Origin of the sequence: Rhizobium sp. FY34 (assembly GCF_005222845.1) — a bacterium.
Classification (GTDB): Bacteria; Pseudomonadota; Alphaproteobacteria; order Rhizobiales; family Rhizobiaceae; genus Neorhizobium.
Genome location: NZ_STFZ01000018.1, coordinates 488147 through 500536 on the forward strand (window position 1 = coordinate 488147; position 12390 = coordinate 500536).

The window sequence follows — 12390 nt, forward strand, 5'->3', positions numbered from 1 at the left end:
GTCATGAAAGAGAAAACCACCAGCAGCCTGCTCTATCTCGATGGTGTCTCGGTCTCCTTCGATGGGTTCAAGGCGCTGAATTCGCTGTCCTTCATCGTCGAGCCCGGCGAGCTGCGCGCCATCATTGGCCCCAATGGCGCCGGCAAGACGACGATGATGGATATCATTACCGGCAAGACCCGGCCCGATAGCGGCGACGTGTTCTTTGATGGCGGCAAGATTGACCTTACAAAGAAGGACGAGGCCGATATCGCCCAGCTCGGCATCGGCCGCAAATTCCAGAAGCCGACGGTGTTTGAAAGCCATACGGTCTGGGACAATCTGGAACTGGCGCTCAACCGCAAGCGCGGCGTGTTTGCCACGCTGTTCTACCGGCTGACGGAGACCGACAAGGCGCGCATCGAAGAGATCATGACGACGATCCGTCTGACCCATCGCCGCGACGAACTGGCCGCCAACCTTTCCCACGGCCAGAAACAGTGGTTGGAGATCGGCATGCTTCTGGCGCAGGAGCCAAAACTTCTGCTGGTCGATGAGCCGGTGGCCGGCATGACCGATGCGGAAACCGCCGAAACCGCCATTCTTTTGCGCGAAATCGCCAAGACCCGCTCGGTCGTGGTGGTGGAGCACGACATGGGCTTCATCCGCGATCTGGGCGTCAAGGTCACATGTCTGGCGGAAGGTTCGGTTCTGGCGGAGGGTTCGATCGATTTCGTCTCCAGCGATCCCAAGGTGATCGAGAATTATCTGGGGCGGTGAGGATGAACGCATTGCCATACATACCCCCCTCTGCCCTGCCGGGCATCTCCCCCTCAAGGGGGGAGATCGGCAGAACCTTTATCGCTCGGCCCACAACTGCGTCGGTAGGATTCCGATATCTCAGACCGAAGCGTCTCTTTTTGGATGTGAGGCAGTTTGCGCGCCGCGAATCGATCTCCCCCCTTGAGGGGGAGATGCCCGGCAGGGCAGAGGGGGGTAACGCCTCCTTCTTAAGCATCAAGGGAGGCGAAGAATGCTGACAGTCAACAATATCAATCTCCATTACGGCGCAGCGCAGGCGCTGCGCGGCGTTTCCATAGAAGCGCCGATGGGCAAGATTACCTGCGTTCTGGGCCGTAACGGCGTTGGAAAATCATCGCTTCTGCGCGCCATCACTGGCCAGCAAACGGTTAGCGCCGGCACGATCGACTTCAATGGCGAGAGCCTGAACGGTCTGGCGCCCTATGCGCGCGCCAAGCATGGCATCGGCTATGTGCCGCAGGGGCGGGAAATCTTTCCGCTGCTGACGGTGAAGGAAAACCTGGAAAGCGGTTTTGCGCCGCTCGCCCGCAAGGACCGGTTCATTCCCGACGATATCTTTGCGCTGTTTCCGGTGCTGAATTCCATGCTGTCGCGGCGCGGCGGCGATCTTTCCGGTGGTCAGCAGCAGCAGCTTGCCATTGGCCGCGCCATGGTGACACGGCCGAAGATCCTCGTGCTGGACGAGCCGACCGAAGGCATCCAGCCATCGATCATCAAGGATATCGGTCGCGCCATCCGTTACCTGCGCGACAGTACCGGCATGGCCATCCTGCTTGTGGAACAATATCTGGATTTCTGCCGAGAGCTTGCAGATCATGTCTATATCATGGATCGTGGCGAGATCGTGCACCAGGGGGCAGCCGAAACGCTGGATACGCCGGAGGCAAGGCGCCACCTGACTGTCTGATGCGGTTTTGTCGCATGGCTGCTCTTCCTTCGAAGGGCAGTTTAATCGTGAATTCTAATAGGGTAAGTAGGGCTCGGTTTTCTCCTTCGCATGGATTTGAATTCATCCGCTTCGAAAGGCGATTGATGTTGCTTGGCCTTGGTGTTTCCAGCGCACGTACGTGTTTTCGTGCCGTCACCACCTGCGCATTCTTTCTTGGCTGTGCCATCATGGCGCAAGCCGGGTGCGGCACAGCCCTTGATAGCGGCTATCATCAGATGAATATCGCGGTAGGTCCTTCGCTGCGCCAGGCCGTGTCCTTCCTTCCAACGAGCTATCGCGGCACGGACAAAGTGCCGGTGGTCTTTGATTTTCATGGCAGCAACAGCCATCCGCGCGGCCAGATGCGCCGAAGTTCCTGGGACAGCGTCGCGGAGCGCGAGGGGTTCATCGTCGTTGCGCCGCAGGGCAGTCTCCTGGGCAGTATGCCGCAAACCTATGCCTGGAATGTTCCCGGCGTGACCTTCCGGGAAGGCGGGCTGGATGAGGTGGCTTTCATCAAGGCTGCGATCGAGCGGGTCAAGCAAGAATATTGCCTCGATCCCACCCGCATCTATGCCTCGGGTTATTCCGGTGGCGGGCGCATGCTGTCTGCCTATCTCTGTGCTGGCGGCGATGAGTTTGCCGCTGCGGGCTTTGTCAATTCGCTGCGTTCCGGCTTGCCGGTCGAGACCCGCGATGGACGCTGGGTGCCTGATGCGACCAGTTGCACGCCGGCAAGGCCGGTGTCGATCATCGCCTTTCATGGCGCAAAGGACGAGGCAAATCCCTATGCCGGCGGCGGAAAGCCCTATTGGCAATATGGTTTCAAGACGGCATTGCAGCGATGGAGCCAGCTGGATGGCTGCAAGGGCAAGGGCGTATCAGAGAGCGCCGATGGCGTGACGTTTGACCTCTATGACACCTGCAAGGGTGGCGTGCGCATCGCAGCCTATGAATTTGCCGAGGGCAATCACGACTGGCCGCGCCCCGGCGCCAGGGCCAATGTGGTGGCAGCGGCGTCCGGCAGCCAGGCCGCTGGCCTTGTTAAAGTATCGGGCACCCGCAAGCCGGGTTTCGATGCCTATATTGATCCGGCGACGCGGATGTGGGACTTCTTCCGCAAGGCCGACACTTCCGATGTCATTGCCACCGCAGCATCGCCCGTGACCAAGGTCAGGGCGGACCTGCCTTGCGGGGCAGATGCGGCATCGGTTACCGAAACGCCCGAGGGAATGACGTGCAGCAACAGCCACCAGCCAATAGACCAGCGCCGCAGCGGGCTCGGGGCAAAGGGCGCCTTGTAACCAAATATCTGGCAGGCCGGACACGGATTGCCGAACTGTTTCAGGAAGGCTGCGGCAAGATCCGCCTGCCGGAAACCTTTGATTCGTCGCTGGAAGCCATCCTCATCAACAGTTCCGGCGGCCTGACCGGCGGTGACCGCCTGGAATGGGGCTTGCGGGCCGGTCCGGGAACGCAGGTCACCGTTACCACCCAGGCGAATGAGAAGATCTATAAGGCATCGGCCGATACCGCGCTGCTCTCGAGTCATATCGAGGTGGGAGCCGGTGCACGGGTTGCCTGGCTGCCGCAGGAAAGCATTCTGTTTGATCGTGCCTCGCTGACTCGCGAATTGTCCGTGGATCTGGCCGAGGATGCCGAGTTCCTGGCCGTCGAGGCCATCATCATGGGGCGCACGGCCATGGGTGAGCGGGCGGAAAACGGCCTGTTTCGCGATCGCTGGCGCGTGCGCCGGGCAGGCCGACTCATCCATGCCGAAGAGATGCGCTTCGAAGGCGAGATTGCAAGCCTTGGCGAACGATCTGCCGTTCTGTCGGGCAAGGTGGCCTATGCCACGGTGTTTTACACCGGCGCCCAGGCGGAGGCGTTTTTGCCGCGCCTGCGCAACATTCTGTCGGGCGGATATTCCGGCGCAAGCCATTGGCAGGACAAGCTTGTTGTGCGTATCGCTGCCGAAGACGGCTTTGCTCTAAGAAAAATACTCGTGCCGGTGATTTCGCTCTTGCGAAATGGCGCTCCAGTGCCGAAAGTCTGGAACACGTAAGAACAGCATATTCGGGGAAACCATGAACCTCAGCCCACGGGAAAAAGACAAGCTTCTCATCTCCATGGCCGCCATGGTCGCCCGACGGCGGCTGGAACGTGGCGTGAAGCTGAACTATCCGGAAGCCATTGCGCTGATCAGCGATTTCGTCGTGGAAGGCGCGCGCGATGGCCGCGCCGTGTCCGATCTGATGGAGGCGGGCGCGCATGTCATCACCCGCGACCAGGTGATGGAGGGCATTGCCGAAATGATCCACGACGTGCAGGTGGAAGCAACCTTTCCGGATGGCACCAAGCTGGTGACCGTTCACGAACCGATACGGTAAATCCATGCTGGAGCTGCGCCCCAATTGCGAATGCTGCGACCGCGATCTCGCCCCGGAAAGTCTGGACGCCATGATGTGCAGCTTTGAATGCACGTTTTGCGTGGATTGCGCCACTGGCACATTGGGCGGCATTTGCCCCAATTGCGGGGGCGAGCTGGTGCGCCGCCCGGTGAGGCCGGCCTCCAAGCTCATCAACAATCCGGCCTCCACAAAACGCGTGCTGAAAGCCGAAGGCTGCATGCCCGTCAAGGCTGCTTGAGAAGAACAGGGGATACGATCATGATACCCGGTGAAATCATTGCCGCAGAAGGCGATATCGAATTGAATTCCGGCCTGCCGACGGTGACCGTCAAAGTGTCCAATACCGGCGACCGGCCGGTGCAGGTGGGCAGCCATTATCATTTCTACGAGACGAATGCCGGCCTGTCCTTCGAGCGGGAAGTGGCGCGCGGCATGCGGCTCGATATTCCGGCGGGCACTGCCGTGCGCTTCGAGCCCGGCCAGACACGCGAAGTGACGCTGATCCCGCTTTCGGGCAAGCGCGAGGTCTATGGTTTTCGCCAGAAGATCATGGGCGCGCTTTAACATAGAACTGCGTTGGGGGGACGTGCGATGAAATTTGTGCTGAGCAGTTTGATGTTGTGCGGCTGCGTGCTGCTGATCGATGGCCCAAGCTCCGCGCAGGAGCCGGTGGTGGATTGCGGCAAGGCGGAAACGCAAAACGAGATGACCTATTGCGCAGAGCAGGATTATCTTGCCGCCGACAAGGCTTTGAATGCCCAGTGGAAACTGACGAAAAAGATTGTCGTGGATTGGGATAAGCAGTTGGAAGCCAATGCGCGCGGTGCTGAAGAGGCTCTGATGAAGGGACAGCGTGCCTGGATTACCTATCGTGACGGCCAATGCGAAGCGGCGGGCTTTGCCGCTCGCGGGGGCACAATGGAGCCCATGCTGATCTATGCCTGCCAGGCAGAAATGACCACGAGCCGAACGGAAGAACTGAAACAACTTGCCGAGACCATCGGCCAATAATCATCAAGGGCAGGCTCGGCGCGAGGGGCGCCGATCCCGCCCACGCAGTCCGGAGCGAGAAGCCCATGCCTTACAAGATGTCCCGCGCAGCCTATGCCTCCATGTTCGGCCCGACGATTGGCGACAAGGTGCGGCTTGCCGATACCGAATTGTTCATCGAGGTGGAGAAGGATTTCACTACCTATGGCGAAGAGGTGAAATTCGGTGGCGGCAAGGTGATCCGCGATGGCATGGGGCAGAGCCAGGTGACGCGCGCCGATGGCGCTGTCGATACAGTGATCACCAATGCTGTCATCATCGACCATTCCGGGATCATTAAGGCGGATATCGGCCTGAAGGACGGTCGTATCGTTGCCATCGGCAAAGCCGGCAATCCCGATACGCAGCCGGATGTCAACATTATCGTCGGTCCCGGCACGGAAGCCATTGCGGCTGAAGGCAAGATCATCACTGCCGGCGGCATGGATGCGCATATCCACTTCATCTGCCCGCAGCAGATCGAGGAGGCGCTGATGTCGGGCCTTACCTGCATGCTCGGCGGTGGCACCGGCCCGGCGCATGGCACGCTTGCCACCACCTGCACGCCCGGCCCCTGGCATCTTGCCCGCATGATCGAGGCCGCCGATGCCTTCCCGATGAACCTTGCCTTTGCCGGCAAGGGCAATGCCTCGCTGCCCGGCGCGCTGGAAGAAATGGTTCTGGGCGGCGCCACATCGCTGAAACTGCACGAGGACTGGGGCACGACCCCCGGCGCCATCGATTGCTGCCTGACGGTTGCCGATGAATATGACGTGCAGGTGATGATCCACACCGATACGCTGAATGAGAGCGGCTTTGTGGAAGACACGATCGGCGCCATTCGGGGCCGCACCATCCACGCCTTCCACACGGAAGGGGCGGGCGGTGGCCATGCGCCGGATATCATCAAGATCTGCGGCCAGATGAATGTCATCCCGTCTTCGACCAATCCGACGCGACCCTATACGATCAATACGCTGGCCGAACATCTCGACATGCTGATGGTCTGCCATCACCTGTCATCGTCGATTCCCGAAGACATTGCCTTTGCCGAAAGCCGTATCCGCAAGGAAACCATTGCGGCGGAAGATATTCTCCACGATATCGGCGCGTTTTCGATCATCTCGTCCGACAGCCAGGCCATGGGCCGCGTCGGAGAAGTCGCCATCCGCACCTGGCAGACGGCGGACAAGATGAAGCGCCAGCGCGGTCGGCTGGCCCAGGAAACCGGCGAGAACGACAATTTCCGCGTCAAGCGCTACATTGCCAAATATACGATCAACCCGGCGATTGCCCATGGTCTGTCCCATGAGATCGGCTCGGTGGAAGTGGGCAAGCGCGCTGACCTCGTGATGTGGAACCCGGCCTTCTTCGGCGTCAAGCCGGATATGGTTCTGCTCGGCGGCGTGATTGCAGCCGCCCCGATGGGCGATCCGAATGCCTCCATCCCCACACCGCAGCCGGTGCATTACCGCCCGATGTTCGGCGCCTATGGCAAGGCCCGCACCAATTCTTCCGTGACCTTCGTTTCCCAGGCCTCGCTCGATGCGGGTCTGGCAAACCGTCTCGGCGTTGCCAAGCAATTGGTGGCGGTGAAGAACACCCGCGGCGGCATTTCCAAGAAATCGATGATCCACAATGATCTCACGCCACATATCGAAGTGGACCCGGAGACCTATGAAGTGCGCGCCGATGGCGAGTTGCTGACCTGCGAGCCCGCGACCGTTCTGCCGATGGCGCAGCGGTATTTCCTGTTCTAAGGCCCCCTTTGGTAGGCTGGTGGTCTGTGATAGGATGTCGTCATGAGCTTCAAGCAGACTGTCAGCATCGACGGTGATTTGAAAAAGCGCGTCGCCGCCATCGCGGAACGCGAAGGGTCAACCGTGTCTGAACTGGCTGAAAGCGTTTTGCGGCTTCATTCGGAGGATGTGGAGCGCCAGGAGCATGAGTTTGCCGAGGATGATCGCCGATGGGCGAGATATCTGGAGACGGGCGAGTGCATTTCTTTGGAAGATTTCATGGTCGAGCTTCAGTGCTTGGCTGACGAGGCAGGTCGCAAGGCGGCGGGCAAGAGGATGTGCCGGCACCTCGCGGCAGGACAAACCGGATGAATCGCCTCTTTCGTCGGGTGCTGATCCTCGCGAGTATCCCCATTTTCATGCTTGTCCTCGGCACGCTCGTGCCACGCCCGCTCTCCTATCCATCTGGTGGCGATGGCAATCCACCAACCCGCCAAATCCTCCTCCTGCACAACCCGATCCACACGGATATTGCCCTGCGGCTGGACGACGATCTTCGGGCGGAATTTTCAGCGCTCGGTGAGCAGGGCTTTGCCGTCGATCATCCGAATGCTGTCTATCTGGTGCTCGGCTGGGGCGGGCGCGCCTTCTATATCGAAACGCCGACCTGGGGCGACCTGAAGCCGGGGCCGGTGGTGAAGGCGCTGACGCTTGATCGCTCCGTCATGCATGTCAATCTGGCCGGCGAGATCCCCCGCGATGACCCTGCCGTGCGCCGCCTTGTCTTGTCAGAGGCCGGCTACCGGCAGATGCTTTCGGCGATCAAAAAGAGCTTTGCCACCGATGCGGCAGGCAGCCTTCAGCCGATTGCCGATGCTGCCTATGGCGAAAACGACATGTTCTTTGAGGCCAATGGACGCTTCAACGCGCTTCTCGGCTGCAACACCTGGACAGGTGCCATGCTGCGCGCCGGCGGGCTTCGCACCGGATGGTGGACGCCGCTTCCGCCGCTGCTGACCTTGTCGCTCGATCTCCACGATTGAGCTTTTCTGCCATGTCTGCAGCGCATAGCCGCCATGCGTGGTTGTTGAAATCGCCAATCCATGCTGCACTGCACGCAAAAACTCGCTAGATCTATCCGGCTATTTCCGCTCAGTGCTTTCTCTGGGAAAGCCTTGGCACATATGATGTTTTTCAGGAGACGATCCATGCTGATTGGCCGCAAAGTGCCTGATGTAACGTTCCGCACGCGTGTGCGTGATGAAGCCGTCGGTGGTCCCAACCCCTTCCGCTGGCAGGAAATGACCTCGAGCGATTATTTCGCCGGCAAGCGCGTCGTGCTGTTTTCGCTTCCGGGCGCCTTTACGCCCACCTGCTCGACCTTCCAGCTTCCGGATTTCGAAAAGCTGTATAGTGAATTCCAGGCGGAAGGTATTGATGCGCTCTATTGCATTTCGGTCAATGATGCCTTCGTGATGAATGCCTGGGGCAAGACTCAGAACCTTGAAAACGTGCAACTGATCCCGGATGGTTCCGGTGAATTTACCCGCAAGATGGGCATGCTGGTTGCCAAAGACAATCTCGGCTTTGGTATGCGCTCCTGGCGCTACGCCGCCATCATCAATGATGGCGTGGTCGAGCAGTGGTTCGAGGAAGAAGGTTTTTCCGACAATTGCGACAGCGACCCCTATGGCGTGTCTTCGCCGCAGAACATTCTGGAAAACCTGCGCCGCAAGATCGCCGCCTGAGTTTTATAGGTGGCGGCTTTGCAAATTATTGCATCCGCTGCCCCTCATCCGGCTGCGTCCTGCGGACCCTTCTCCCCGTTCCGACGGGGAGAAGGCTAGGGTGAGGGGCAGTTTACTGCCACCGTAAACCCTATGTATCGCAAAATCCCGCTTGTCATGTGGACCTGCCTTGGCAATGATGCGGGCCTGTTATCACAGGAAAAACTCCATGCAGCATGTCCATTCCTACCGTCCGGCTGGCGAGGTGTCCGATCCGCCCGTCGATATCGTCACGCTTCCTCATGATCTGCGCCATCTGCGCCGCAAGCTCCTGCATCTCTCCAATGGCGACATGGTGATGCTGGATCTGAAGGAAGCCGTGCTGTTTCACGATGGCGACCGGTTGGTGCTGGAGAATGGCGATACGGTGGAAGTGAAGGCGGCGGCGGAGAAGCTGTTCGAGGTGCGCGCCAAGAACCGGCTGCATCTCATCGAACTCGCCTGGCATCTCGGCAACCGGCATCTCTCGGCGCAGATCGAGGAAGACCGTATCCTCATCCTGCGCGATCATGTGATCCGCTCCATGCTGCAGGGGCTCGGCGCCACGGTTCTGGATGTCGAGGAAGGCTTTCAGCCGGCTCGCGGCGCCTATCATGCACATGGGGGCCATGAGCATGCGCATGGCGCCCATGACCATGCCCATGGCCACGCGCATCACAGCCATGACTGACTTCACATGAGTTCGGCAAGCCAAACGCAGGCGTTGCTGCGGCTGATGGCCTGGCTGTCGCCAGCCTTTCCGGTCGGCGGCTTTGCCTATTCCGGCGGGCTGGAACGCGCGGTGCACGACCGTCTAGTCTCCGATGCGCTGGGCCTGCGCGACTGGCTGTCCACGCTTTTGACGCATGGCAGCGGCTGGAACGATGCGGTGCTGCTGGCGGCTGCCCATCGGGCGGTCGGGCGGCCAGAGGAGATCGTCGAACTCAGCGCACTTGGTCTGGCGCTGGCCGGTTCGGCGGAACGGCATCTCGAAACGCTGTCGCTCGGCCGGGCTTTTGTGGCGGCAGCCTCCGCCTGGCCGCATCCGGTGTTCGACAGAATGCCGAAGGATTGCCCCTATCCGGTGGCGGTGGGCGCCATTTCCGCCGCGCATGGCGTGGGCCTGGAACAGGCACTGGCGGCCTATAGCCATGCGCTTGTCTCGCAAGGCGTGTCTGCCGGCATTCGGCTTGGGATCTGCGGCCAGCAGGAAGGTCTGAAGATCCTGCAGGGGTTGGAAGCGCTGGCAGAGAGCACGGCGCAGCAGGCGGCCGGCTCCTGCCTCGATGATCTGGGTTCTGCCAGTGTGCAGGCCGATATCGCCTCGCTGCGGCACGAGACGCAGGTGTCGCGGCTGTTTCGATCGTGATGAATGGAAGCCTTGTGCGGCGCAGCAGCGGCGCTATTCTGGGCCTTGAAATTTTGAAAAGGGCATGAACCATGAAATCGGCAAACGGACCTCTGCGCGTTGGCATCGGCGGACCGGTCGGCTCCGGCAAGACGGCATTGACGGAAAAGCTCTGCAAGGCCATGCGCGACCAGTATTCGGTCGCCGTCGTCACCAATGATATTTACACGAAGGAAGATGCCGAGGCGCTGGTGCGGATGCAGGCCCTGTCCTCCGAGCGCATTGTCGGCGTGGAAACCGGCGGCTGCCCGCACACGGCCATTCGCGAGGATGCGACGATCAACCTGCAGGCGATTGCCGGCTTGAACGAGCGTTTCCCGGATCTCGACCTGATCTTCATCGAATCGGGTGGCGATAATCTGGCTGCAACCTTCTCGCCGGATCTTGCCGATATCACCATCTATGTGATCTCCACCTGCCAGGGCGAGGAAATTCCCCGCAAGGGCGGGCCGGGCATTACCCGCTCGGATATGCTGGTTATCAACAAGAAGGATCTGGCGCCTTATGTCGGTGCCGATCTCGACGTGATGAACCGCGATGCCACCCGCATGCGCGCCGGCAATCCCTTTGTCTTTACCGATATGAAGCGCGGCGAGGGGATTGATCACATCGTGCGCTTCCTGGAAGTGCATGGCGGATTGCAGCATGCCTGACGGGCGGCGGTTCGGTTCCTACGATGCGACGGTGCTCATCGACGGCGTGTACAAGGCGCCCATCGAGCACCTGACCCATATGAGCAGCGATGCGGTGCGCGATGCGGCGGTTGCCGCCTGGGGCGCGTCGACCGTGGATATGGATGTCAACCTGTTCCTGCTCAGGGGGCCGGACGGCGTCACGCTGGTGGATGCCGGCACTGGACCGTTCTGGGGCCCGCAGCTCGGCCTTGGCCGGGCGGCGCTGGCTGCGGCGGGAGTTGCACCGGAGGATGTGGTGCGTGTGCTTGTCACGCATCTGCACGGCGACCATGCTCTCGGACTGTTTGCCGATGACGGCCCCTATTTCCCAAAGGCGGAAATCTTTGCGCCACAACCCGATCTGGAATTCTTCGGCAATGCCGCTCTGAAGGAGACGGTTCCCACCTACCGAAGGGGTGGTTTCGACATTTGCGCACGCCTGCTGGCAAGTTATGGTGAGCGGGTGAGGCCGGTGGATGAGGGCTCCGTGCTGCCAGAGATCGAGGCCATAGCCATGCCGGGCCATACGCCCGGCCATTTCGGCTATCTCATCGGAACGGGCGCAGAAAAGCTATTGCTCTGGGGCGATCTGGTTCACGCGCCTACACTTCAGTTTGACGACCCGGATTTCTGCTTCATCTACGATGTGGATGGCGCGCAAGGGGCCCAGAGCCGTCGCACGATCTTCAAGAGCGCCAGCCGCAACGGCTGGATTGTCTCCGGTGGCCATGTCTCCGGTTTCGCACGGGTCGAGGAAGCCGGTGACGTCTGGAGATTGGTCGCCGCCTGACCGCCGCTATACTGTTTGTGCAAAAGCAGTATAACCGTCCTCACACATCCTTCAGCGCCGAGACATCGCCGATCTGGATCACCCGGCCACGCACGGTAACGCCGGTGCGGCGCAGGCTGGAAAAGGCGCGCGACAGAGCTTCCGGCGCAAGTCCCAGCATGCCGGCCAAAAGGTTTTTCTGGTAGGGCAGGCGGATGGAGGCCGAGCCGCTTTCCATCGGGCAGCGCGTCAGAAGATAGTCTGCCACGCGCTGCGGCGCGGTATGCAGGCGGTCGTTCACCACGCAATCCATGGTCGATAGAAGATGGTCCGACAGTACCGTCATGATCGATTTTGCCACCGTCGGGTCCTGTTCGGCAAGCTCGCGCACTTCCTGCATGTCGAAGCGGGCGAGATTGGCGTTTTCTGCCGCCTGCGCCGAGAACCGATATTTTTCGCCGCCATAGATCAGGCATTCGGCAAACATGTCGCCGGGGCTGCAGACGCGGATATCGGCCTGTCTTCCATCACGGCTAACGCGGTAGAGACGCACATAGCCGGTCAGCACGCAGTAGAAGGCGGATGCCGGATCGCCTTCGCGAATAATGGTCGCCCGGCTTGGGACCATCGAGATATGGGCAATATCGAGAAGGCGCGACAAAGCTGTCGGGGACAGAGCCTTGAGAAAGGCGGTCTTTGCCAGAAGCCCGCGTTCGCGGATATTGGCTTTGTGATTCTTGTCCAGCATGCGCATTCTCCCCTGACAATCCGTAGCGTCTCCGGATGATTGTTGGAGAGAGATTAGCACCGCCGGCTTTGGTCCGATTTGACACCGATCAAATCGGACCGTCGCGCAGGTTGTATG

The 12390-nt window shown here is 60.4% G+C and carries 17 protein-coding genes; 16 read left to right on the forward strand and 1 reads right to left on the reverse strand.

Annotation, left to right across the window (positions count from 1 at the left end; all coding sequences use genetic code 11):
- Positions 1–3 precede the first annotated feature (3 nt).
- The 16 genes from urtD to E8M77_RS16690 all read left to right on the forward strand — a co-directional run bounded on the left by urtD (position 4) and on the right by E8M77_RS16690 (position 11546).
- Positions 4–759: an urea ABC transporter ATP-binding protein UrtD gene (gene urtD, locus E8M77_RS16610; RefSeq protein ID WP_137131725.1), complete on the forward strand. Its 756-nt coding sequence runs from the start codon at positions 4–6 to the stop codon at positions 757–759.
- A 253-nt stretch (positions 760–1012) separates the two neighbouring features.
- The gene (urtE, locus tag E8M77_RS16620; RefSeq protein ID WP_137131726.1) at positions 1013–1708 is read left to right on the forward strand and encodes an urea ABC transporter ATP-binding subunit UrtE; all 696 of its coding nucleotides are present in this window, start codon (positions 1013–1015) and stop codon (positions 1706–1708) included.
- A gap of 125 nt (positions 1709–1833) precedes the next feature.
- Positions 1834–3033, forward strand: a complete 1200-nt coding sequence (locus tag E8M77_RS16625) for a PHB depolymerase family esterase (protein ID WP_170975903.1) — start codon at positions 1834–1836, stop codon at positions 3031–3033.
- A complete protein-coding gene (locus E8M77_RS16630; protein ID WP_137131728.1) occupies positions 2967–3794 on the forward strand; it encodes an urease accessory protein UreD in 828 nt (275 codons plus the stop codon). Before E8M77_RS16625 ends, E8M77_RS16630 begins: the two co-directional genes overlap by 67 nt.
- 22 nt (positions 3795–3816) lie before the next feature.
- Positions 3817–4119, forward strand: a complete 303-nt coding sequence (locus tag E8M77_RS16635; protein ID WP_137131729.1) for an urease subunit gamma — start codon at positions 3817–3819, stop codon at positions 4117–4119.
- Positions 4120–4123: 4 nt separating this feature from the next.
- Positions 4124–4378 carry a DUF1272 domain-containing protein gene (locus tag E8M77_RS16640; protein WP_137131730.1) on the forward strand — a complete coding sequence of 85 codons (255 nt, stop codon included), beginning with the start codon at positions 4124–4126 and terminating at the stop codon, positions 4376–4378.
- 20 nt (positions 4379–4398) lie between these two features.
- A complete protein-coding gene (locus E8M77_RS16645; protein ID WP_137131731.1) occupies positions 4399–4704 on the forward strand; it encodes an urease subunit beta in 306 nt (101 codons plus the stop codon).
- A 27-nt stretch (positions 4705–4731) separates the two neighbouring features.
- Positions 4732–5151, forward strand: a complete 420-nt coding sequence (locus E8M77_RS16650; protein WP_137131732.1) for a lysozyme inhibitor LprI family protein — start codon at positions 4732–4734, stop codon at positions 5149–5151.
- Positions 5152–5216: 65 nt separating this feature from the next.
- Positions 5217–6929, forward strand: coding sequence for an urease subunit alpha (gene ureC, locus E8M77_RS16655; protein ID WP_137131733.1), 1713 nt, complete (start codon positions 5217–5219; stop codon positions 6927–6929).
- A 42-nt stretch (positions 6930–6971) separates the two neighbouring features.
- The gene (locus tag E8M77_RS16660; protein ID WP_137131734.1) at positions 6972–7280 is read left to right on the forward strand and encodes a hypothetical protein; all 309 of its coding nucleotides are present in this window, start codon (positions 6972–6974) and stop codon (positions 7278–7280) included.
- The gene (locus E8M77_RS16665) at positions 7277–7951 is read left to right on the forward strand and encodes a TIGR02117 family protein (protein ID WP_137131735.1); all 675 of its coding nucleotides are present in this window, start codon (positions 7277–7279) and stop codon (positions 7949–7951) included. Before E8M77_RS16660 ends, E8M77_RS16665 begins: the two co-directional genes overlap by 4 nt.
- Before the next feature lie 168 nt (positions 7952–8119).
- The gene (locus tag E8M77_RS16670) at positions 8120–8656 is read left to right on the forward strand and encodes a peroxiredoxin (RefSeq protein ID WP_170975912.1); all 537 of its coding nucleotides are present in this window, start codon (positions 8120–8122) and stop codon (positions 8654–8656) included.
- A gap of 208 nt (positions 8657–8864) precedes the next feature.
- A complete protein-coding gene (gene ureE / locus E8M77_RS16675; protein WP_137131737.1) occupies positions 8865–9365 on the forward strand; it encodes an urease accessory protein UreE in 501 nt (166 codons plus the stop codon).
- Between the two features lie 6 nt (positions 9366–9371).
- Positions 9372–10043 carry an urease accessory protein UreF gene (locus E8M77_RS16680; protein WP_137131738.1) on the forward strand — a complete coding sequence of 224 codons (672 nt, stop codon included), beginning with the start codon at positions 9372–9374 and terminating at the stop codon, positions 10041–10043.
- Between the two features lie 71 nt (positions 10044–10114).
- A complete protein-coding gene (gene ureG, locus E8M77_RS16685) occupies positions 10115–10735 on the forward strand; it encodes an urease accessory protein UreG (protein ID WP_137131739.1) in 621 nt (206 codons plus the stop codon).
- Positions 10728–11546 carry an MBL fold metallo-hydrolase gene (locus E8M77_RS16690; RefSeq protein WP_137131740.1) on the forward strand — a complete coding sequence of 273 codons (819 nt, stop codon included), beginning with the start codon at positions 10728–10730 and terminating at the stop codon, positions 11544–11546. The genes ureG and E8M77_RS16690 overlap by 8 nt, the downstream gene beginning before the upstream one ends.
- A 40-nt stretch (positions 11547–11586) precedes the next feature.
- On the opposite strand, the gene E8M77_RS16695 is transcribed toward E8M77_RS16690, so the two are convergent.
- Positions 11587–12279, reverse strand: a complete 693-nt coding sequence (locus E8M77_RS16695; protein ID WP_137131741.1) for a Crp/Fnr family transcriptional regulator — start codon at positions 12277–12279, stop codon at positions 11587–11589.
- Between the last annotated feature and the right edge of the window lie 111 nt (positions 12280–12390).

Bases quoted from the DNA above. Each gene is read 5' to 3' on its own strand.
- urtD (WP_137131725.1), top strand. From the start codon at position 4: ATGAAAGAGAAAACCACCAGCAGCCTGCTCTATCTCGATGGTGTCTCG.
- urtE (WP_137131726.1), top strand. From the start codon at position 1,013: ATGCTGACAGTCAACAATATCAATCTCCATTACGGCGCAGCGCAGGCG.
- E8M77_RS16625 (WP_170975903.1), top strand. From the start codon at position 1,834: ATGTTGCTTGGCCTTGGTGTTTCCAGCGCACGTACGTGTTTTCGTGCC.
- E8M77_RS16635 (WP_137131729.1), top strand. From the start codon at position 3,817: ATGAACCTCAGCCCACGGGAAAAAGACAAGCTTCTCATCTCCATGGCC.
- E8M77_RS16640 (WP_137131730.1), top strand. From the start codon at position 4,124: ATGCTGGAGCTGCGCCCCAATTGCGAATGCTGCGACCGCGATCTCGCC.
- E8M77_RS16645 (WP_137131731.1), top strand. From the start codon at position 4,399: ATGATACCCGGTGAAATCATTGCCGCAGAAGGCGATATCGAATTGAAT.
- E8M77_RS16650 (WP_137131732.1), top strand. From the start codon at position 4,732: ATGAAATTTGTGCTGAGCAGTTTGATGTTGTGCGGCTGCGTGCTGCTG.
- ureC (WP_137131733.1), top strand. From the start codon at position 5,217: ATGCCTTACAAGATGTCCCGCGCAGCCTATGCCTCCATGTTCGGCCCG.
- E8M77_RS16660 (WP_137131734.1), top strand. From the start codon at position 6,972: ATGAGCTTCAAGCAGACTGTCAGCATCGACGGTGATTTGAAAAAGCGC.
- E8M77_RS16665 (WP_137131735.1), top strand. From the start codon at position 7,277: ATGAATCGCCTCTTTCGTCGGGTGCTGATCCTCGCGAGTATCCCCATT.
- ureE (WP_137131737.1), top strand. From the start codon at position 8,865: ATGCAGCATGTCCATTCCTACCGTCCGGCTGGCGAGGTGTCCGATCCG.
- E8M77_RS16680 (WP_137131738.1), top strand. From the start codon at position 9,372: ATGAGTTCGGCAAGCCAAACGCAGGCGTTGCTGCGGCTGATGGCCTGG.
- ureG (WP_137131739.1), top strand. From the start codon at position 10,115: ATGAAATCGGCAAACGGACCTCTGCGCGTTGGCATCGGCGGACCGGTC.
- E8M77_RS16690 (WP_137131740.1), top strand. From the start codon at position 10,728: ATGCCTGACGGGCGGCGGTTCGGTTCCTACGATGCGACGGTGCTCATC.
- E8M77_RS16695 (WP_137131741.1), bottom strand. From the start codon at position 12,279: ATGCGCATGCTGGACAAGAATCACAAAGCCAATATCCGCGAACGCGGG.